Origin of the sequence: Erythrobacter sp. Dej080120_24 (genome assembly GCF_036322605.1) — a bacterium.
Taxonomy (GTDB): Bacteria; Pseudomonadota; Alphaproteobacteria; order Sphingomonadales; family Sphingomonadaceae; genus Erythrobacter; species Erythrobacter aurantius.
The window spans coordinates 1,863,072-1,878,559 of record NZ_AP027262.1 but is presented as its reverse complement, the minus strand read 5'-3'; the positions used below and the strand labels follow the sequence as shown (position 1 = coordinate 1,878,559).

The window sequence follows — 15,488 nt, the reverse complement described above, 5'->3', positions numbered from 1 at the left end:
GCACTAGCTTGACAGCGCGGCGAACTGAACCGAATTCCCACTGCCAAATTTATGAATACTGGAGCCCTTTCATGACCGCGCGCACCATCATCGTCACCGGAGCATTCGGATATCTCGGCAGCGCGGTCGCCGATCATTTCGAGGCGCTGGGCGACAAGGTGGGACGGATCGATTACGCCCCTACTCCTGAAGGCTCCCCGGCGTATCACATCGGCGGGGTCGACCTCAGCGATGCCGAGGCCGCGAAGGCGGCGCTGGCGCAAGTGACGCAAGCATTGGGCGCACCAAGCGTTCTGGTGAACATTGCCGGGGGCTTCGTTTGGGAAACGCTCGATGATGGCGGCCCGGACACGTGGGAGCGCATGTTCCGCATGAATGCTCTGACGGCGGTGACGATGTGCAAGACCTGCATCCCCAACCTCATCAGCCAACCGGGTGCGGCCATCATCAATATCGGGGCGGCTGCCGCAGCAAAAGCGGATGCCGGCATGGGTGCCTATGCCGCGTCCAAGGCCGCCGTTGCAAGACTGACCGAAAGCCTCGCCGCCGAGCTGGCTGGCGAGGACATCACCGTCAACGCCGTCTTGCCAACCATTATCGACACTCCGACAAATCGCGCCGACATGCCCGATGCAGATACGTCCGGCTGGGTTCGCGCCGCCGATATTGCGAGTGTGATCGCCTTCCTCGCCTCGGATGCGGCGCGATCAATTACCGGGGAGTCGATCAAGGTTTCGCGTGGGCGCGGCGACTAACGCGACAACCTGGATCAGGCGCGTTCTGCATCCGGTTTGGCGGTAATGCCGGACTTCAGTCCGAATTGGCTACAACATTCCGGGCGTTCCGTCATCGACGGGGAATCACGCCAGCCAACCACTGTATTTTCTCGCTTTTACAGGAATTTACCTAAGTAGTCGCCGGGAGGCTTTTGGTCGCCGCTCGGCAAAATTCCGCGCGTCTTCACATCGCTCTCCGGGAGTCCCGGATCGAGAATTAGGGGTTTCCCCTCATGCACCGCATGTCCGCATTCTGTTAGCTCACCCTTGGCAAGGGCTTCCCGCCTGAATGGGCAGCCCGGGGGGAAACAGGATCAGGAAAATGATCAAGGGCAAGCTTTTCGGCACCTTCATCTTGTGCATGGCCTTGCTGGTCAGCGCCATCGCGATTCCTAACCGCGCAGCCGCTTCGCGGGTCACACCAATGATCGTGGAGATGGAGCCAACCGGGCGCAATTCGATCGCAAGGATCGAACTGACCAACGATGCCGACCGGGACATCGCCTACGAAGTCCAGATGATGAGCGGCGAAATCTCTCCTGAGGGAGAGCTGACGCTGACCCCGGCTGATGATCAGTTCGTGGTTTTCCCGCCTCAGGCCATCGTCGAAGGGCGGTCGCAACAGGTGTTCAGGGTCCAATACGTCGGTGAAGATGCGCTGGAACAGTCGAAGATCTTTTACCTTTCGATCAAGCAGATTCCGGTCGCCTTTCAGCCGGGTCAGAACCAGGTGCAGGTCGTCGTCAATTTCAACGTCCTGATCAATGTCGTTCCCGACGGCGCGCAACCGCTAGCAACGATCCGGAGCGCGCAATATGTGGAACGCGAAATCTCGCTCGAAGGCGTCGCCGAGGAAGATCGCCCAGAGGTTATCCCGATAGAAAAAGGCATTGCTATCGATCTTGGCAATGACGGGACGCGCTACTTTTTCGCTGGCCGTTCGAACTGGTCCATCACTGCCAAGACGACCGCCGGGGACGATTTCGCCATGCAGTTGAGCGGTATCGAGATGTCCCGGATGATCGGAACGGGCGTTGTCGCTCCGGGAAAGAACCGCCTCTTCTTCATCCCGACAGATGCAGCGCTGAACAACGAAACACTTTCCATCACAGTCGATCCGTAAGTCGTCATGCGGATCATGAAGACCCGATATCGATTGCTGGCGGGTGCCCCCGGTCTGCTGCTAGCCCAAGGTGCCTGGGCACAGGACCCGGCGATACGGAATGATCCGGCAGGCGAGTCTGCAGCGGAGCCAAGCGAGCAAACACGCCGAACGCTGAGTTTCAGCGTCCCGCTGGTGTCCGAAACCCGCGCCTTTGGCGAAGTGTTTATCGAGGTCGAAGCAGACAACAGCTACCTCATCGACACGGCAAGCTTCAGGCGGGAAATCGCCCCTATCCTCAATGAAGAGGGATTGGCTGGCCTTGATCAGGTGCTCGAAGGCCAAGCCCTGACTTCAGCCGAGAGCCTGCAAACAGCCGGGATCGACATCACTTTCGATCAACGACGGTTGCAACTGGTAATCCTCGGTATCCGACCCGAGCTCTTGGCAGTCCAGCAAATCGGCGCTCGCAGTGATCGTCGCAGCGGTATCCAGCTCAACCGGATCGAGCCAGCAAGATTTAGCAGTTACCTCAATGTTACCGGCAACTTTGATTACGACACCGCTCTGGGTGCGGAACTGCCCTCTTTCTTCCTCGACGGGGCCACGCGCATCGGCGGAGTGGTGGTAGAATACGATGGCGCCATCACCGATCAGTTCACCGGTGACGTGCAATTCCTGCGCCGGGCTACACGCGCCGTTTATGACGATCCGGATTCCTATCGACGCTATTCAGCCGGTGATCTGGTGGTTGAATCGCTTTCAGTCCTTCGCAACCCCCAGATTGGCGGCGTCGCGATCGAGAAGCGCCGCCGCATCTTCGATCCCTTCTTATCGGTGACCCAGCTTGGTGGGAGGCAGATATTCCTCGACAACAGGTCGACCGTTGAGGTGCGGGTCAACGGGGAACGGTTTGACACTCTGCAACTGGACGCCGGCACATATGATCTGGCCAATTTACCGATCCAGCAGGGCTCCAATGATGTTCAGCTGCTTATACGGGATTCCTTCGGGCAGGAACGGATCGTCGATTACAGCTTCTTTTTCGAAAATCTCGCCCTGCCTGCCGGAGAAGAAGAATATTCGCTGGCTGTTGGGGTGCTGTCGCGCCCGCTCGGGTTCCAACAGGATTACACCGATGAAGTCGCGGCATCGGGATTCTATCGTAAGGCATTGTCTGAAAACCTCGTGCTGGGCGCGGCATTTCAGGCATCAGAGGACGTTCAAACAGTTGCGGGGAGCGTCTCAGTTGTTCCTCAGATCATTCCCGGCGTATTCGATCTGGAAACCGGGGTCAGCTATTCGGACTCAGGGGTGGGGATTGCAGTTCGCGCCGGTTTCCAGCTCCAGACCGGGAACGCTCTCAGCAACTCGAGCCAGCTTGCGATAAATGTCGAGTACGAAAGCAGCAAGTACCGTACCATTGATCTGGTGCAGCCGATCAATTTCGACCTCTTGTCGGTCGGCGCGTCCTATTCCCGTTCCTTCTCGGAAAGCATTTTCGCCGTAGTCGGCGGAAGCTTTGTGAGGAACAGTGGCCGCGGCGAGGACAATTACAACGCGTTCTTCGACGTAAACTATCGCCTGAACAACCGAATGAGGCTCAGCGCAGGCGCCGAATACGGATCGGCCATTGGCGGGCGCGAACAGTTCGGGGTGCGGATCGGCCTGACCTGAGCGTTGGGTGGGCGGACCCGTGTGAACGCAGATTATCGTAGCCGCATCGACAATTACCGTGCGAACATCTCACGCGGCGCGGACAATTCCATCGGTTCGTTCGGGTATGACGCAGGAATCTCGCAATTCGGCGATCAGACCCAGGCCGACGTGCAGGTGCAATATGTCTCGAACCGATTTGCGGCGAGAGCCGATGTCACCAGTTCGGGCAATTCAATCGGCGATGTGTTCGCGCAGCAGCGCGCACGCGTCCAGATCAGCAGTGCAATTGCCTTTGCTGATGATACTTTCGCAATTGGTCGCCCGGTCACGAATTCTTTCGCTGTCGCCAGTTCGCACCCGGCCCTGAAAAGCCAGGGCATCGTCACCGCGCGTACCCTGGAGGGCAGCGAATACTACGCCCGCAGCGGCGCGCTCGGCGCGGCATTGCAGGGCGACCTTTCCGCCTACAGCGAACAGAACATCCAGTTTGATGCCGCCGATCCCGAAGACGGCTTCGATGTCGGCGACGGAGTCGTTCTGGTCGAGCCGCCGTACCGAAGCGGCTATAAACTCGTCATCGGCAATGAGTATTTCGTGAGCGTCATCGGACGGCTTGAAGACCCTGATGGCCCTGTCACGCTGGAAAGCGGAACGGTTACCTCCGCCGATGGTGACGAAGGTTTCAAACCGCTGGTCTTCTTCACCAACAGACAGGGTCGTTATGCGCTTTTCGGTCTGGCTGTCGGCAAACGCTATCGCGTCGAATTGCCCCAAAGCGGACGGCAATTCGAATTTTCCGTACCAGAAGACGGCGGTGCTCTGGTCAGGCTTGAACCAGTCCAGGTTCCGGCTGTCGAATAGGAGGGTGAAATGAAGCTGTTGCGAGCAATGATTGGCACGGCGACTGCCGTGGTTGCCTTTCCGGCCTGCGCACAGTCGCAATGTGCACCGGAATTCCTCCAGGCCGCGCAGAGCGTGACGCTGAACGATATTGAAGTGGGAGCGGGAAACACCGCGTCCGAAACCTTCCAGATCCGCATTCGCAATGGCTCAGGCGACAATTCGGCATGCCCCGCAAGGATCCGGGTTGCCCGCCTCAGCACCTCTCCTTCACGGGGGCAGATCGACTTCTCGCTCCAGGCGCAGGGGCAGACGATGGAAATCCTCGCCAACGAATCTTTCCCAGCAACTGCCGCGAGCGATCTCGACATTCCGCGTCTGCCAAGTTCGCCAAATGGCCTTGCCGTCCCGTTTCGCCTGATCGTACCCAGCAATTGGGGATTGGCGGAAGGCAGGCAGGTGGATGATCTGCTGGTGTTCCTGCTCGACCAATCAGGGACGGTGACCGATCAGCTGCGGCTCACCATTTCGTTGAATGTCCCTCCGGCAGTCGAGGTTAGGACTGTGGGAGCAACCGGTCGTGACGCAATCGCAAGCGTCAATTTGGGGACACTTGATCCGGAACGGATCAATTTCTCGAACCCGTTCGGCATCCGCGTCTGGAGCACATCCCCCTACACCATCAGTTTCGTTTCGGAGAATGAAGGCCGATTAAGGCACTCCAGCGCGCCCAACACGATCGACTACCAGTTGTTCATGGGTGGTAGCCAGGTGAACCTGATGGGATTGCCCGCTGGGATGGAACCGGATGGCACCGATGCCCTGGGGGATTTTCATCCTCTGCAAGTGCAGGTTCGTCCCTTCCGGGCGCGCGCTGGTTCTTACTCGGACCGGGTCGAGGTGACCGTCACTGCAAATTGACCGGCAAGGCTGCTTGTCAAACCGGCGACATCGTGAACGCCACCGCAAGCGGTGCCTCAATCTCCCGTGCATCGATCACAACATTCACGTTTTCAATGCGTTGTCCTGATCGAAACGCGATCAGCGAAAGCCCGGTCATGTCCAGATCACGCATGATCCCACCATATTGCACCACTGCAACTTCGTCCAAGGCGAGCGGGCGGTGCATGGCGACGACTTGGTAGCTATTGTTCGAATTGCAGAATTCCTGAACTGTGCCAGTCACCAACCCGTTCGTATCGGCAACAAACTGGTTGGCCGAGATGTCGCAAACTTCGGGGACTGTCGCGGTGATGCGCGCCGAACCGCTCGCATTCGAGCCAGCGAATGCCGGAACGGAAGTGGCGAGGCAGGCGACGCCAGCCACGGCGGCGAAAGTCATGCGCATAGTTCATTCTCCTATCGGACGGAGAACGGGTTAGCTTTCAGCGTTTAAGATTCAGTTCAATTGCCGCCGGAATGCTCGACTATGGAGCAAGAAAAAAGGGGCGCATGAGCGCCCCCTTCCCAACGAATACTCGTTTTGGCCCGATCAGATCGTGCCGAGCGTGATCGTCACGGTGTCGGTATAGTCGCCGGCGATCGGGCGACGGTTCTGGTTGCCGTATTCAAAATGCGGCATCGTTACCGTCAAAGTCGCATTGTCATGGAATTCCGCAGTCTGCGTGCGGGTCGTGGGCTGCGGCTGCACGAAGGGCGCCCAGCTGTTGAAGCCGTTGAATGCGCTGCCATTGCTCGGCTGAAGACCGACGCGATAGTTCAGCCGGTTGGTGAACTGTGCGGTGTCGGTCACAGGATTGGAATTGACCAAAGCGCGGTTGTCCGCTTCGAGTGAAATGTCTGCTGGATAGTTGCAGCTCATCCAGATATCCTGCGTGTCACTGGCAGTGGCAGTCAGAAGCAGGGCCTGCGGACCGGGATCGGTGTTGATCCGGAGTGCGCCGAGGTTGAAATCAGTCGGGTTTTCAAGGCTGCATTCCTGTTCGACATTCGCGTTGATCACGAAATCCTGTTGATCGGAATCCGCCGCAAATGCGGGAGTGCCAATCAGCGAAACTGCGACAGCAGAAAGAAGAAGCTTTTTCATATATTCCTCACTTCAAGTAAATGACGATTCATTATTCGGATTGAATCAGAATTATGCGACCATATATAGGAAGGAGATAGCACACCCCCGCCCCAAGAAGCGCCTTTCCGGCTTTACATCCGGTTTTACATCCGGCGAATCTCACCGCTTTCATTGTCTTTCCGAATCGTTCAGCTGCGATGTGAGAAATTTTTAATCGAATTGATGTTAGTTAAAAGGCGATTAACCAAGTATAACTCCAATCTGGATCAATCTCTCTTGAGCATTGATCCGATTTGACTTGAATTGCACCCTTCTAGGGCGCGACTTGCGAGCGCACATCAATCCAGCGCGATGCTATGCGGCTAGGCCCCTGAGTCGCCGCCGCCCGGCAGCGCGCGAAAAGCCGAGCGCCATTGCGTCAGAACAATCCAATCGACGCACGACAGCCTTTTTTGCGAGCCAAAACCCGTTTTGCAGTCTAAGGGGCCGCAAAAGCGCAAACGCGATGCGCCTCGCCACGCTTTATTCCGGTGACACTGTAATTCGCCAGATCGTGACGGCTCTCTCTCTTTCTACAGGCCCTCAAGAATGAACTTCCCTCCCCTACCCGCAGCCCTTGAGGCTGCTCTTGTCGAGCGTGGCTATTCCAGCGCGACTCCGGTGCAGTCGGCGGTAATGCAGCCCGATGCTGAAGGAAGGGATCTGCTGGTTTCAGCGCAGACCGGTTCCGGCAAAACGATCGCTTTCGGCATCGCCATGGCCAAGGACGTTCTGGGCGAGAGCGACACAATCGCGTTCTCGGAGCGCCCACTTGCGCTCATCATCGCGCCAACGCGCGAGCTTGCGCTGCAAGTTAGCCGCGAACTGGCATGGCTGTATGGCAAGGCCGGCGGCCGTGTTGCCACCTGCGTGGGCGGCATGAACCCGCAGCAGGAACGCAAGGTGCTGCGCTCGGGCGCGACCATCGTCGTCGGGACACCGGGCAGGCTGCGCGATCATCTGGAGCGGGGCGCGCTGGATCTCTCGGACCTCAGGGCCGTGGTCCTCGATGAAGCCGACGAAATGCTCGATATGGGCTTTCGCGAGGAGCTTGAGGAAATTCTCGATGCGGCCCCGGCCAGCCGCCGGACATTGTTGTTTTCGGCCACAATCGCTCGCCCTATCGAAACCCTCGCCCGGCGCTATCAGAGCGACGCGCTTAGAATTGCCACGATTTCCCAAGGAGATGGCCACGGCGACATCTCATATCAGGCCGTCACCGTGTCCCCGCCCGAGATAGAGAATGCAGTGGTAAACCTGCTGCGCTTCCACGAGGCGGAAACGGCGATCCTTTTTTGCGCGACCCGTGAAAAAGTCCGGCACCTGCATTCAACCTTGCAGGAACGCGGTTTTGCTGTCGTCGCGCTTTCGGGCGAGCATTCGCAATCGGAGCGCAACCATGCGTTGCAAGCCTTGCGCGATCGGCGAGCGAGGGTGTGCGTGGCTACTGATGTCGCGGCCCGTGGGATCGACCTTCCGTCCCTCAGCCTGGTCATCCACGTCGAATTGCCGCGTGATGCCGAAGCACTGCAGCATCGCTCAGGCCGCACAGGTCGCGCAGGAAAGAAAGGCACCGCCGTTCTGATCGTGCCTTTCTCCAGGCGCCGTCGAGTGGAATCGATGTTGCACCATGCGAAGATCAAGGCGGAATGGACCGACGCGCCAGATCGCGACGCGATCAAGTCGCGCGACCGCGAACGTTTGCTTGAAAAGCTGCTTCAGCCGATGGAAGTCGAGGACGGAGACCGGGAACTGGCGGACCGGCTTTTGGCAGAGCGCACGCCGGAGCAGATTGCGGCTATGCTGGTGCAGGCCCACCGTGCCAACTTGCCCGAACCCGAAGAATTGATCGCGAACACGCCCGATGCCCGGCGCGAGGCACAAAAGGAGAAGCACCGCGCCGGTTTCGAGGATGTCGTCTGGTTCCGGATGGACATCGGCCGACGCGACAACGCAGACCCTCGCTGGATCCTGCCGCTGCTGTGCCGACGTGGGCATATCACTCGCAACGAAATCGGGGCGATCCGGATTGGGCAGAATGAAACCTTCTTCCAGATACCCCGTGCCATTGCCGACAAGTTCGCCGAAGCGACCGTAAGGACCGCACAAGCGCGAGGGGAAGGCGACGAAGAGCCGGTTTTGATTGAACCCTCAAATGGCGGGCCACGCGATATGGCAAAGGACAATCGCCGCCGCTTCAAACCGCGTGACGAACAGGACGCACCACGGGTCAAAGCAAAACCACGTTTCAAGAAGTTCGACAAGAAAGAGCGAAAGCAGGACAATAGGCCCAAACGCCCCAAGAAGGGCTCAGGCACCTTTGGCCGCTCCAAGCGGGTCTGACCCTTTGGGCAGGTGGTAGCGTTAGAAAATCTTTCGCAGATTCAGCGAAAGCCCGAATTGACGTTGCGAGTCCAGGAACGAGGTTCCCACCCGTCCGGACAAGGCGACAGAGCGCGACAGCATGGTGCCGTATTCGCCCTCTAGGTCCAGTGTTTCAGCTTCAAGGCCCGTGTGGGACTTCGAATATTTTATGTCCCCCAGGACCCAAGTCGCATTTGTGAAAAGCCTTGCGAACAGCGCTCGGCCTTCGCTTCGGTTGATGTCTTCTCGCTGATCGTCGCCCGCAATCGAGAGATAGTGTTTGTAACCCGCAAACGCGAAAGTCTGCTGATCGAAGGCGTAGACGGCACCAACGACCGGGTTGATTTGCCATTTACCCGTTCCGATGAGGTCATCGGTGGCGGTGGGCACCACCAGCTCGACTGCCGACAGCACTGATACCCGACCGTACGTCCTGACATTGCGGCTGCGAAGTCTGAGATCGCCGATCCCGAACGCGTCGAAAGTAGCGCCGGGCGAGCCCGTGACCGGTCGTTCGGTGTCTTCAACCAATAGCGCAGGGCCACCTCGGGAGGTGACCGGTGGGACTGGGCCACGCAGATTGCTTATCGGCAGCTCGATGTTGGCGCCCCAATTGGCATCGAAGGCGATGTCGTATTTCAACGCCATTGTCGTGACGCTCACCCCATTTTCGAGGTTGTCATGTTGGAAAATGACCTCTGCTTTGGTGATGTTGTCCTTGGGGTTTACACCAGGCGCTGTCTGGGGATTCTCATTATCGGCTGGGTCGTCCAATTCCTGAGCCACCGCAGCGCCCGGAAAAGCTGACGCAGACGCTGCGAGGGCTATGGCAGCAATGGTCTTTGCAAGTGTTCGCAGCGTCATGCCCGCGTTCTCAACAGTGAGTTTCGAATTCAGTTCGCAGGGACATGCTTCAAATGCACATCCTGCTGCGGATAAGGCATGGAAAGGCCGTTCTTGTCGAACGCCTCTTTCACCTGCCGGGTCAAATCCCAATAGACATCAATGTAGTCGTCGGATCGCACCCAGGGCCTGCAAATATAATTGACCGAGTTGGCCGACAATTCGTTGGCTTGCACTTGCGGCGCAGGGTCTTCGAGGATTTTCGGATGAGCCGAAACCACACCGTTTATTGTTTCCAGAACCGCTTGAATCGGGTCATCATACGATGCTCCGAATGTCAGATCGACCCGGCGAATGTCGCTGGCAGAAGCATTGACGATGACGTTGCCCCAGACATTCTTGTTAGGCACGACAATGATCTTGTTGTCGGGCGTCGCGATTGTCGTGCCTACAATGCTTACCTTCTGGACCGTTCCCGCGACCCCGCCGACTTCGATGAAGTCTCCTTCGTCGAAAGGTTGGTTGATCATGATCATCAACCCGCTAGCCAGATTGCCGAGCGTGTCCTGAAATGCGAATGCGAGGATGAAGGACGCCCCCCCAATAACCGCAAACAATGGCGTGATATCAATGTCGATGGCGGAAAGGACGACGAGCAGGCCGAGCAGTATGAACAGCCAATAGAAGGCTCCAACCAGAAAGTTCTGCAGGAGTTTTGACAGGGAGGTTCTCCGACCGATCCAGAACCGAGCTCCTCCCCTCGCCAAACGCGCAACAAAAACGATCGCGCCCAATGCGATGATCGCAACCGAGATGCTGATCAATACGGCAATTCCGCCGTCACGCCTGCCCAGCCATGCCAGCAATGAGCCTGCAAGCGCACCTGCGCTGGCGAGCGAGGTCTCTTCGTAGAGAATGCTCGAGCGATACGCTCGCAGCTCGTTCACCAAGGCTTCGTCGCCGCCTTTACGCTCCAGCGAGTCCACGACGAGAGTATATCGCTCCAGTAGCCTTGCCCGCTGCTCAACCAATGAAACGATCCGATTGACACGTTCGGCCCGATCCTCGGCAGGATTCCGGACCCGCTCCGCCTGAAGCAGGGATATTTCGCTGGTCTTGTCCTGTACAATCTTGAGCCACTCACCGCTGACGGACTCAAGCTGCTGCTTGGTCAGTGGGACGAGCAAGTGAGACAGTTCTGCCGTCGAGATCGAAGGATTCGTAATGCGCCCTTCCCACTGAATCGCGGGGTCGGGTTCGGCTGCCTCAGCTTGCGGGCTTTCCGCTTCTGGCGTCTGCGCCTGGATCGCGGGATGAAACAAAGCCATCATGAGGCCTGCCATTGCCAGCACCAGTCTCAGAAAGCGCATTTGAAAGCTCCGAAGCAGCATAACTCTTGAATGTGCAGTACTACTCCTTGGACATCAGGTAATCGGCAACCGCCTGGTACGCCGGGAGTGATGTAGGATCGATCCTTCCGTTGGCGGCGGTCGGGAACGAGGCAAATCGTACAAGCACCATTTCTGCGGTCGGATCGACGTAGATGGTCTGCCCGTGTACGCCCCGCGCCGCATAGGCGCCGTTCTCATTGTGGAAGACCCACCATTGACTGGTGTAGCTGCCATTGGGAATGGTCGGAAATCCGCCAAACTTTGACTGGTCGCCGCCTTGCCGAATGCGGGAAACAACCTCCGCCGGGAACAGCCGCTCCCCGTTGATCTCCCCTTCATTCAACATCAACTGGCCAAGCCTTCCCAGATCACGCAGGCCAGCGGTCAATCCACCGCCGGCGAAGGGAACACCTTTGCCGTCGACTGTCTGGTAGGCGGATTGCTCTGCCCCCATCGGCTTCCACAGACGCTCACTTGCCAACTCAGTAACCGATTTGCCGGTGACACGCGTGATGAGCCAGCCGAGCATGTCGGAGTTGATCGTCTTGTAGTGGAATTCGTCTCCGTGATTGCCTTCCGGCTGGACTTGTTGGAGGTACTCCCAATACCCGTTCGGGCCGGTATAACCTTCGGGCTTGGGCAGCGGGCTCGCGGCGCGCGAATAGACCCAGATATCGGCATTGGGATCTGCATAGTTCTCGGAGTATTTGACCCCGGTGGTCATATCCATGACCTCGCGCACTGTCGCCGAAGCGAAAGCGGACGATCCGATTTCGGGAATTATGTCGCGAACCAGTGCAGTCTCATCAAGCACGCCTTCCGCAACCAAAATCTGCGCCAGCAATCCGGTTACGGATTTGGTCATCGACATGGCTGCATGCTTTCCGTCTTCTTCAAGACAGCCGAAATAACGTTCGTATACGACCTTGCCCTTGTGCAGGATCAGGATGCCGTCAGTGTAATTCGCATAGAGCGATTGTTCCCACGACATCGGCTCTGAACCGTTCATCGGCGTGAACGTAAGCGCGTCGATCGTCTGCCGTTCATCCGCAAAATCGGCCGGCGGAAGATAAGATAGCGGCACCGGAGCTTCGAGCCCCCGGCTGATCTCCTCGGTCGGCAGGAATTCACGCAAATGGCAGACCGACCATCTGAGACGCGGGAAGCTGAAATAGACCGAGTCTGGCTGGGTGATGATCTTGTCTTCCGGCGGCGGAGACCCCTGCATCCAGCCCATCACCCGCGGATCGGAATCCTGTGCAGAAAGAGGAGGTTGGCCTTGCTGAGCATTGGCCGGAGTGAACGAAGCCGCAAGCAGCCCTGCCAAGCCAAGAGCCTTGCACAGATTGGTATTCCAAAGGCGCATCACCATTCTCCAAACGGTTGCGGAGCACGTCCGCACTCAAAACATTCAATTTTTCCCGCCACAAGGCTGGCGGCTGCAAGGCAGATCACTCAGGTCGTTCAATCGTCATCAGCAATGGCGGCAATCACGCCGACAACGGCTGCTGCAACAACAGCGCCTTTGAGCACGTCAGCACCGTCATTGTCCCGCCGCGCGTAATATCGACGCAGGTATTCATCGCGGTTCCAATATCGGCCATCGCGCCACCAGCGACCGTTCCCGCGGTAGAAGCGATCATAATAATCCTCTCGGATTTCGCGCATGACTTCCCGTCTTGCTTCGCGACGTTCACGCGCCACTTCGCGGTTTGCCTCACGGAATTCACGCTCAGCGCACTCACGCGTCTTGCATCGCATGATCTCACGTGCTGCCTCGCGGCGTTCACGTGCAACCTCGCGGTTTCCTTCGCGGATTTCCCTGCGCACTTCCCAGCTTTGCGCCGACACATCTTCAGGCAACGCAGTGAAGACTGTAGCGGCGGCAAGCAGGAACAAGATGTTCTTCTGCATCGGTCAGCCTCCTTGCGCAGCGTTGCGATATTTCGCGGAGCGGGCCTCGTACTGGCGGATCACTTCGGCGCAGTTTTCCTGCTCGACAACCACGCTTGATCCGTATCCGAACGCTGCCGAAAACAGGAACGCCCGGTCGATCCCGAGAAGACGCGTGATGGAGGCGTGAATTTCCAGCACGTCGCGCTCAAAGGCCATCTGCTGGTTTTCTGCGACACAACCACGCGAAAGCCCTGCGATATAGCCGAAGTTCTTCAAGCCGTTGTCGACCTGCTCTTCCTGGCTCATGTCGGGTGCTTCTTCCTGCGCAGAGGCAGGTGCGGCGAAGATCGCAGTTACAGCGAGAACGGCTGCTCCAAGAGAGCCGGTCAAAACCATTTTCATCATTTCTCCTCCATCCTTTGCTTTCGATCGCAGCCCATTCCCCGCGAACTGCAGATGCATTGCGGTGGCTCAGTAATTGACCACAATGTTCACGAACCCTCCGGTCCAGGCAGGTGCAGAACCGCCAGCAGCAATGCGAATGCCGTCGCCGGGCACGGACACGCTGAATCCGCCGGTCAGAAAGATGTTTGGTGTCAGGACACGCGTGTATTCAATGAACACATCGTCGGACAAATGAGGATCGGTCACGCCGGCTACGACACTGCCCAGATCATCCGTCAGATCGAGCCGCGTCGCCTGGCCGAACTGGATCGGGCTTCGCAACTCGTTCACCCGAATATGCGCCGTCCTGAGCGTCACAAAATCACGCGGGCTCGGCATCATCTTGAACGTCAGTTGATGCGACTGGACGTTTGAATTGATGAAGACCAACGCAGACTTCGAACCAGTAGCCCAGCTGGCAGGCGAGCCTTCGTAGTTGAGCGGATCGAACCGTTCCAACTTCGTGGTGTTAGGATCATCGCCGGAAAAGGTCTGATAAGTGTAAAACACTTCAGGCCGCCATGGCTTGTTGTTCCATGCGTGCCCCAACTGAATACGTCCTGCCCAGGCGTCGAGATCGATGCGTTCATTCCACTGATATGCGCCATCCAAAGCCACATACAGCCCAGGAACGGCACCTTTGAGCGGATGGACGCGCCCATAGAATGAAAGCGAATTGAGACCGTCACGCCCTCCATTCAGGAACGCAGGCGGGCCAAAGCCTCCAGGCGCCGCCTGAGGATAAGGCGCGCCGGATTCGATAAGGTTCACATAAGTGGCTCCAATGAAGTCGCCATCCCAATCATAGCGAAGGTCGCCGCCGACGATTTCCGTTCCGGTATCGTTCGAAGCCAGCTCGTTCGGATCCAGATAGAATGCTCTGGCCGTCAGCCCATCGAGCGAGAATTTTGCGATCGCGGTCCGCTCCCAGGCCTTGCGCGGCCCCAGCTTGACGGCCCCACGTTCAAACCCGTTCGAGGCACCATTGGCGATCTGCATCCCGGTGCCCAGCTTGAGCGTCTGCGCACCGATGGAAAGATCAAGTTCGCCTGTTTCTCTCGAGCCTATGCGCAAACCGATGTATGCCTCTTCACTCGTGAGGCGGTTGTTGTTGCTTTGGCCAAGCCCATCCTGCCCAGTCGTCATTGAAGCGACGAATGATCCCCCGGCGTAGACGGTCGCGGAACTGCTAACGTGGCTCTCAATGACGATGCCGGGCTTGATGTATGCTTCAAGCCATTGGGTATCGGAGTTGAAATCGGCCGTCGGAGCAAAGATCTCGGCGAGGTTCCAGAACAGGTTCTCCTCGGCGACAGCGTTAAGGCCGCCTTCGAACGTGACTTTTACATCAAGCTCTTCGCTGCGGCTGTCACCAGCTTGAGTTACCTCCTGTGCCATTGCGGCGGGTGCGGCAACAACACCAAGCGCAAAAGCTGAAATCAAAACACCGGATTTGGCAGGACGGCGAGCCATAGCACTCCGACCTGCTTCATGACGAATAAGCCTGCAATCGAACAAGGGGGAAACCTCCGTAGCGCGACTCCGGTGGTTTTGTTTTCTTATGGTGCGAGGCTCCCCAAAATCGGTGCCGCAGTAAACAGACCCATTGCCCAAAATGGGCGCTGTGGTCTAGTAATCTTACCGTACCGGAGGAGTCACTGATGAAAATCGCGGAATTGCACTTCGGAGCGGTTTGGCCTGTCCATGTCGAAGGCTTCATCCGGCTTCTCTCAGGTCTACGTCAGGTCTTCGACGGCGATCTGGATTCCGTACTGATCCTTGCCGTTGTCGGGTCCGCGGTATTGCCCCGCGACAGATTGCCAAAGGATTTGGCCTACGAAGATTTCCTGACAGGAGAATCGAGGCGGAATCTGGTGACCCCGCTAAATACCCATTCGATTTCGCAGATCACCGGGATCCCGCGTGAATCCGTCAGGCGGAAACTATCGAAACTTCAGAAGAAGGGTTGGACTGTTCGCGACAACCGGGGCCATTGGGCAATCGGAGACGAAGCTCGATCACAACTGCACCCCGTAACCGATATGTCGATGGAGTATTTGTCCAGCGTGGTTCAAGCCTTTGACAAGGCCAGATCTCGCTAGAGG

At 57.7% G+C, this 15,488-nt stretch carries 15 protein-coding genes; 7 read left to right on the top strand and 8 right to left on the bottom strand.

Annotated elements, in window-relative coordinates; translation table 11 throughout:
* Nucleotides 1–71: 71 nt before the first annotated feature.
* The 5 genes from AABA34_RS08995 (at nt 72) to AABA34_RS08975 (ending at nt 5,298) form a co-directional block, all read left to right on the top strand.
* A complete protein-coding gene (locus AABA34_RS08995) occupies nt 72–755 on the top strand; it encodes an SDR family NAD(P)-dependent oxidoreductase (protein WP_338302344.1) in 684 nt (227 codons plus the stop codon).
* A 343-nt stretch (nt 756–1,098) separates the two neighbouring features.
* A complete protein-coding gene (locus AABA34_RS08990) occupies nt 1,099–1,899 on the top strand; it encodes a fimbria/pilus periplasmic chaperone (RefSeq protein ID WP_084155628.1) in 801 nt (266 codons plus the stop codon).
* A gap of 15 nt (nt 1,900–1,914) precedes the next feature.
* Nucleotides 1,915–3,555 (top strand): hypothetical protein, encoded by a 1,641-nt coding sequence (locus tag AABA34_RS08985; RefSeq protein ID WP_338302343.1) that lies wholly within the window; start codon nt 1,915–1,917, stop codon nt 3,553–3,555.
* A gap of 21 nt (nt 3,556–3,576) precedes the next feature.
* The gene (locus tag AABA34_RS08980; RefSeq protein ID WP_338302342.1) at nt 3,577–4,398 is read left to right on the top strand and encodes a hypothetical protein; all 822 of its coding nucleotides are present in this window, start codon (nt 3,577–3,579) and stop codon (nt 4,396–4,398) included.
* 9 nt (nt 4,399–4,407) lie between these two features.
* Nucleotides 4,408–5,298, top strand: coding sequence for a hypothetical protein (locus AABA34_RS08975; protein WP_338302341.1), 891 nt, complete (start codon nt 4,408–4,410; stop codon nt 5,296–5,298).
* A 16-nt stretch (nt 5,299–5,314) separates the two neighbouring features.
* Here AABA34_RS08975 and AABA34_RS08970 read toward each other — a convergent pair whose 3' ends face one another.
* Complete coding sequence (locus AABA34_RS08970; RefSeq protein ID WP_338302340.1) at nt 5,315–5,719, bottom strand: hypothetical protein; 405 nt, start codon at nt 5,717–5,719, stop codon at nt 5,315–5,317.
* Between the two features lie 150 nt (nt 5,720–5,869).
* Nucleotides 5,870–6,424, bottom strand: a complete 555-nt coding sequence (locus AABA34_RS08965; protein ID WP_338302339.1) for a spore coat protein U domain-containing protein — start codon at nt 6,422–6,424, stop codon at nt 5,870–5,872.
* A 570-nt stretch (nt 6,425–6,994) separates the two neighbouring features.
* Here AABA34_RS08965 and AABA34_RS08960 point away from each other — a divergent pair.
* A complete protein-coding gene (locus AABA34_RS08960; protein WP_338302338.1) occupies nt 6,995–8,788 on the top strand; it encodes a DEAD/DEAH box helicase in 1,794 nt (597 codons plus the stop codon).
* A gap of 21 nt (nt 8,789–8,809) precedes the next feature.
* On the opposite strand, the gene AABA34_RS08955 is transcribed toward AABA34_RS08960, so the two are convergent.
* The 6 genes from AABA34_RS08955 to AABA34_RS08930 all read right to left on the bottom strand — a co-directional run bounded on the left by AABA34_RS08955 (nt 8,810) and on the right by AABA34_RS08930 (nt 14,856).
* The gene (locus tag AABA34_RS08955) at nt 8,810–9,673 is read right to left on the bottom strand and encodes a hypothetical protein (protein ID WP_338302337.1); all 864 of its coding nucleotides are present in this window, start codon (nt 9,671–9,673) and stop codon (nt 8,810–8,812) included.
* A gap of 29 nt (nt 9,674–9,702) precedes the next feature.
* Entirely contained in the window at nt 9,703–11,022 is a 1,320-nt protein-coding gene (locus AABA34_RS08950) for a mechanosensitive ion channel family protein (RefSeq protein WP_338302336.1), read from the bottom strand.
* Nucleotides 11,023–11,062: 40 nt separating this feature from the next.
* Nucleotides 11,063–12,409, bottom strand: a complete 1,347-nt coding sequence (locus tag AABA34_RS08945; protein WP_338302335.1) for a serine hydrolase domain-containing protein — start codon at nt 12,407–12,409, stop codon at nt 11,063–11,065.
* A gap of 98 nt (nt 12,410–12,507) precedes the next feature.
* The gene (locus AABA34_RS08940; RefSeq protein ID WP_034953639.1) at nt 12,508–12,957 is read right to left on the bottom strand and encodes a hypothetical protein; all 450 of its coding nucleotides are present in this window, start codon (nt 12,955–12,957) and stop codon (nt 12,508–12,510) included.
* 3 nt (nt 12,958–12,960) lie between these two features.
* Nucleotides 12,961–13,344, bottom strand: a complete 384-nt coding sequence (locus AABA34_RS08935) for a hypothetical protein (RefSeq protein WP_338302333.1) — start codon at nt 13,342–13,344, stop codon at nt 12,961–12,963.
* Between the two features lie 66 nt (nt 13,345–13,410).
* On the bottom strand, nt 13,411–14,856 hold the full coding sequence (locus AABA34_RS08930) for a hypothetical protein (RefSeq protein ID WP_338302332.1): 1,446 nt from the start codon (nt 14,854–14,856) through the stop codon (nt 13,411–13,413).
* Nucleotides 14,857–15,044: 188 nt separating this feature from the next.
* On the opposite strand from AABA34_RS08930, the gene AABA34_RS08925 reads away from it, so the two are divergent.
* Complete coding sequence (locus AABA34_RS08925) at nt 15,045–15,485, top strand: hypothetical protein (protein WP_034953637.1); 441 nt, start codon at nt 15,045–15,047, stop codon at nt 15,483–15,485.
* The last annotated feature ends 3 nt before the right edge of the window (nt 15,486–15,488 follow it).

What these genes read in the sequence shown, in the direction of transcription:
- AABA34_RS08995 (WP_338302344.1), top strand. Translation starts at nt 72, where the DNA reads ATGACCGCGCGCACCATCATCGTCACCGGAGCATTCGGATATCTCGGC.
- AABA34_RS08990 (WP_084155628.1), top strand. Translation starts at nt 1,099, where the DNA reads ATGATCAAGGGCAAGCTTTTCGGCACCTTCATCTTGTGCATGGCCTTG.
- AABA34_RS08985 (WP_338302343.1), top strand. Translation starts at nt 1,915, where the DNA reads ATGAAGACCCGATATCGATTGCTGGCGGGTGCCCCCGGTCTGCTGCTA.
- AABA34_RS08975 (WP_338302341.1), top strand. Translation starts at nt 4,408, where the DNA reads ATGAAGCTGTTGCGAGCAATGATTGGCACGGCGACTGCCGTGGTTGCC.
- AABA34_RS08970 (WP_338302340.1), bottom strand. Translation starts at nt 5,719, where the DNA reads ATGACTTTCGCCGCCGTGGCTGGCGTCGCCTGCCTCGCCACTTCCGTT.
- AABA34_RS08965 (WP_338302339.1), bottom strand. Translation starts at nt 6,424, where the DNA reads ATGAAAAAGCTTCTTCTTTCTGCTGTCGCAGTTTCGCTGATTGGCACT.
- AABA34_RS08960 (WP_338302338.1), top strand. Translation starts at nt 6,995, where the DNA reads ATGAACTTCCCTCCCCTACCCGCAGCCCTTGAGGCTGCTCTTGTCGAG.
- AABA34_RS08955 (WP_338302337.1), bottom strand. Translation starts at nt 9,673, where the DNA reads ATGACGCTGCGAACACTTGCAAAGACCATTGCTGCCATAGCCCTCGCA.
- AABA34_RS08950 (WP_338302336.1), bottom strand. Translation starts at nt 11,022, where the DNA reads ATGCGCTTTCTGAGACTGGTGCTGGCAATGGCAGGCCTCATGATGGCT.
- AABA34_RS08945 (WP_338302335.1), bottom strand. Translation starts at nt 12,409, where the DNA reads ATGCGCCTTTGGAATACCAATCTGTGCAAGGCTCTTGGCTTGGCAGGG.
- AABA34_RS08940 (WP_034953639.1), bottom strand. Translation starts at nt 12,957, where the DNA reads ATGCAGAAGAACATCTTGTTCCTGCTTGCCGCCGCTACAGTCTTCACT.
- AABA34_RS08935 (WP_338302333.1), bottom strand. Translation starts at nt 13,344, where the DNA reads ATGATGAAAATGGTTTTGACCGGCTCTCTTGGAGCAGCCGTTCTCGCT.
- AABA34_RS08930 (WP_338302332.1), bottom strand. Translation starts at nt 14,856, where the DNA reads ATGGCTCGCCGTCCTGCCAAATCCGGTGTTTTGATTTCAGCTTTTGCG.
- AABA34_RS08925 (WP_034953637.1), top strand. Translation starts at nt 15,045, where the DNA reads ATGAAAATCGCGGAATTGCACTTCGGAGCGGTTTGGCCTGTCCATGTC.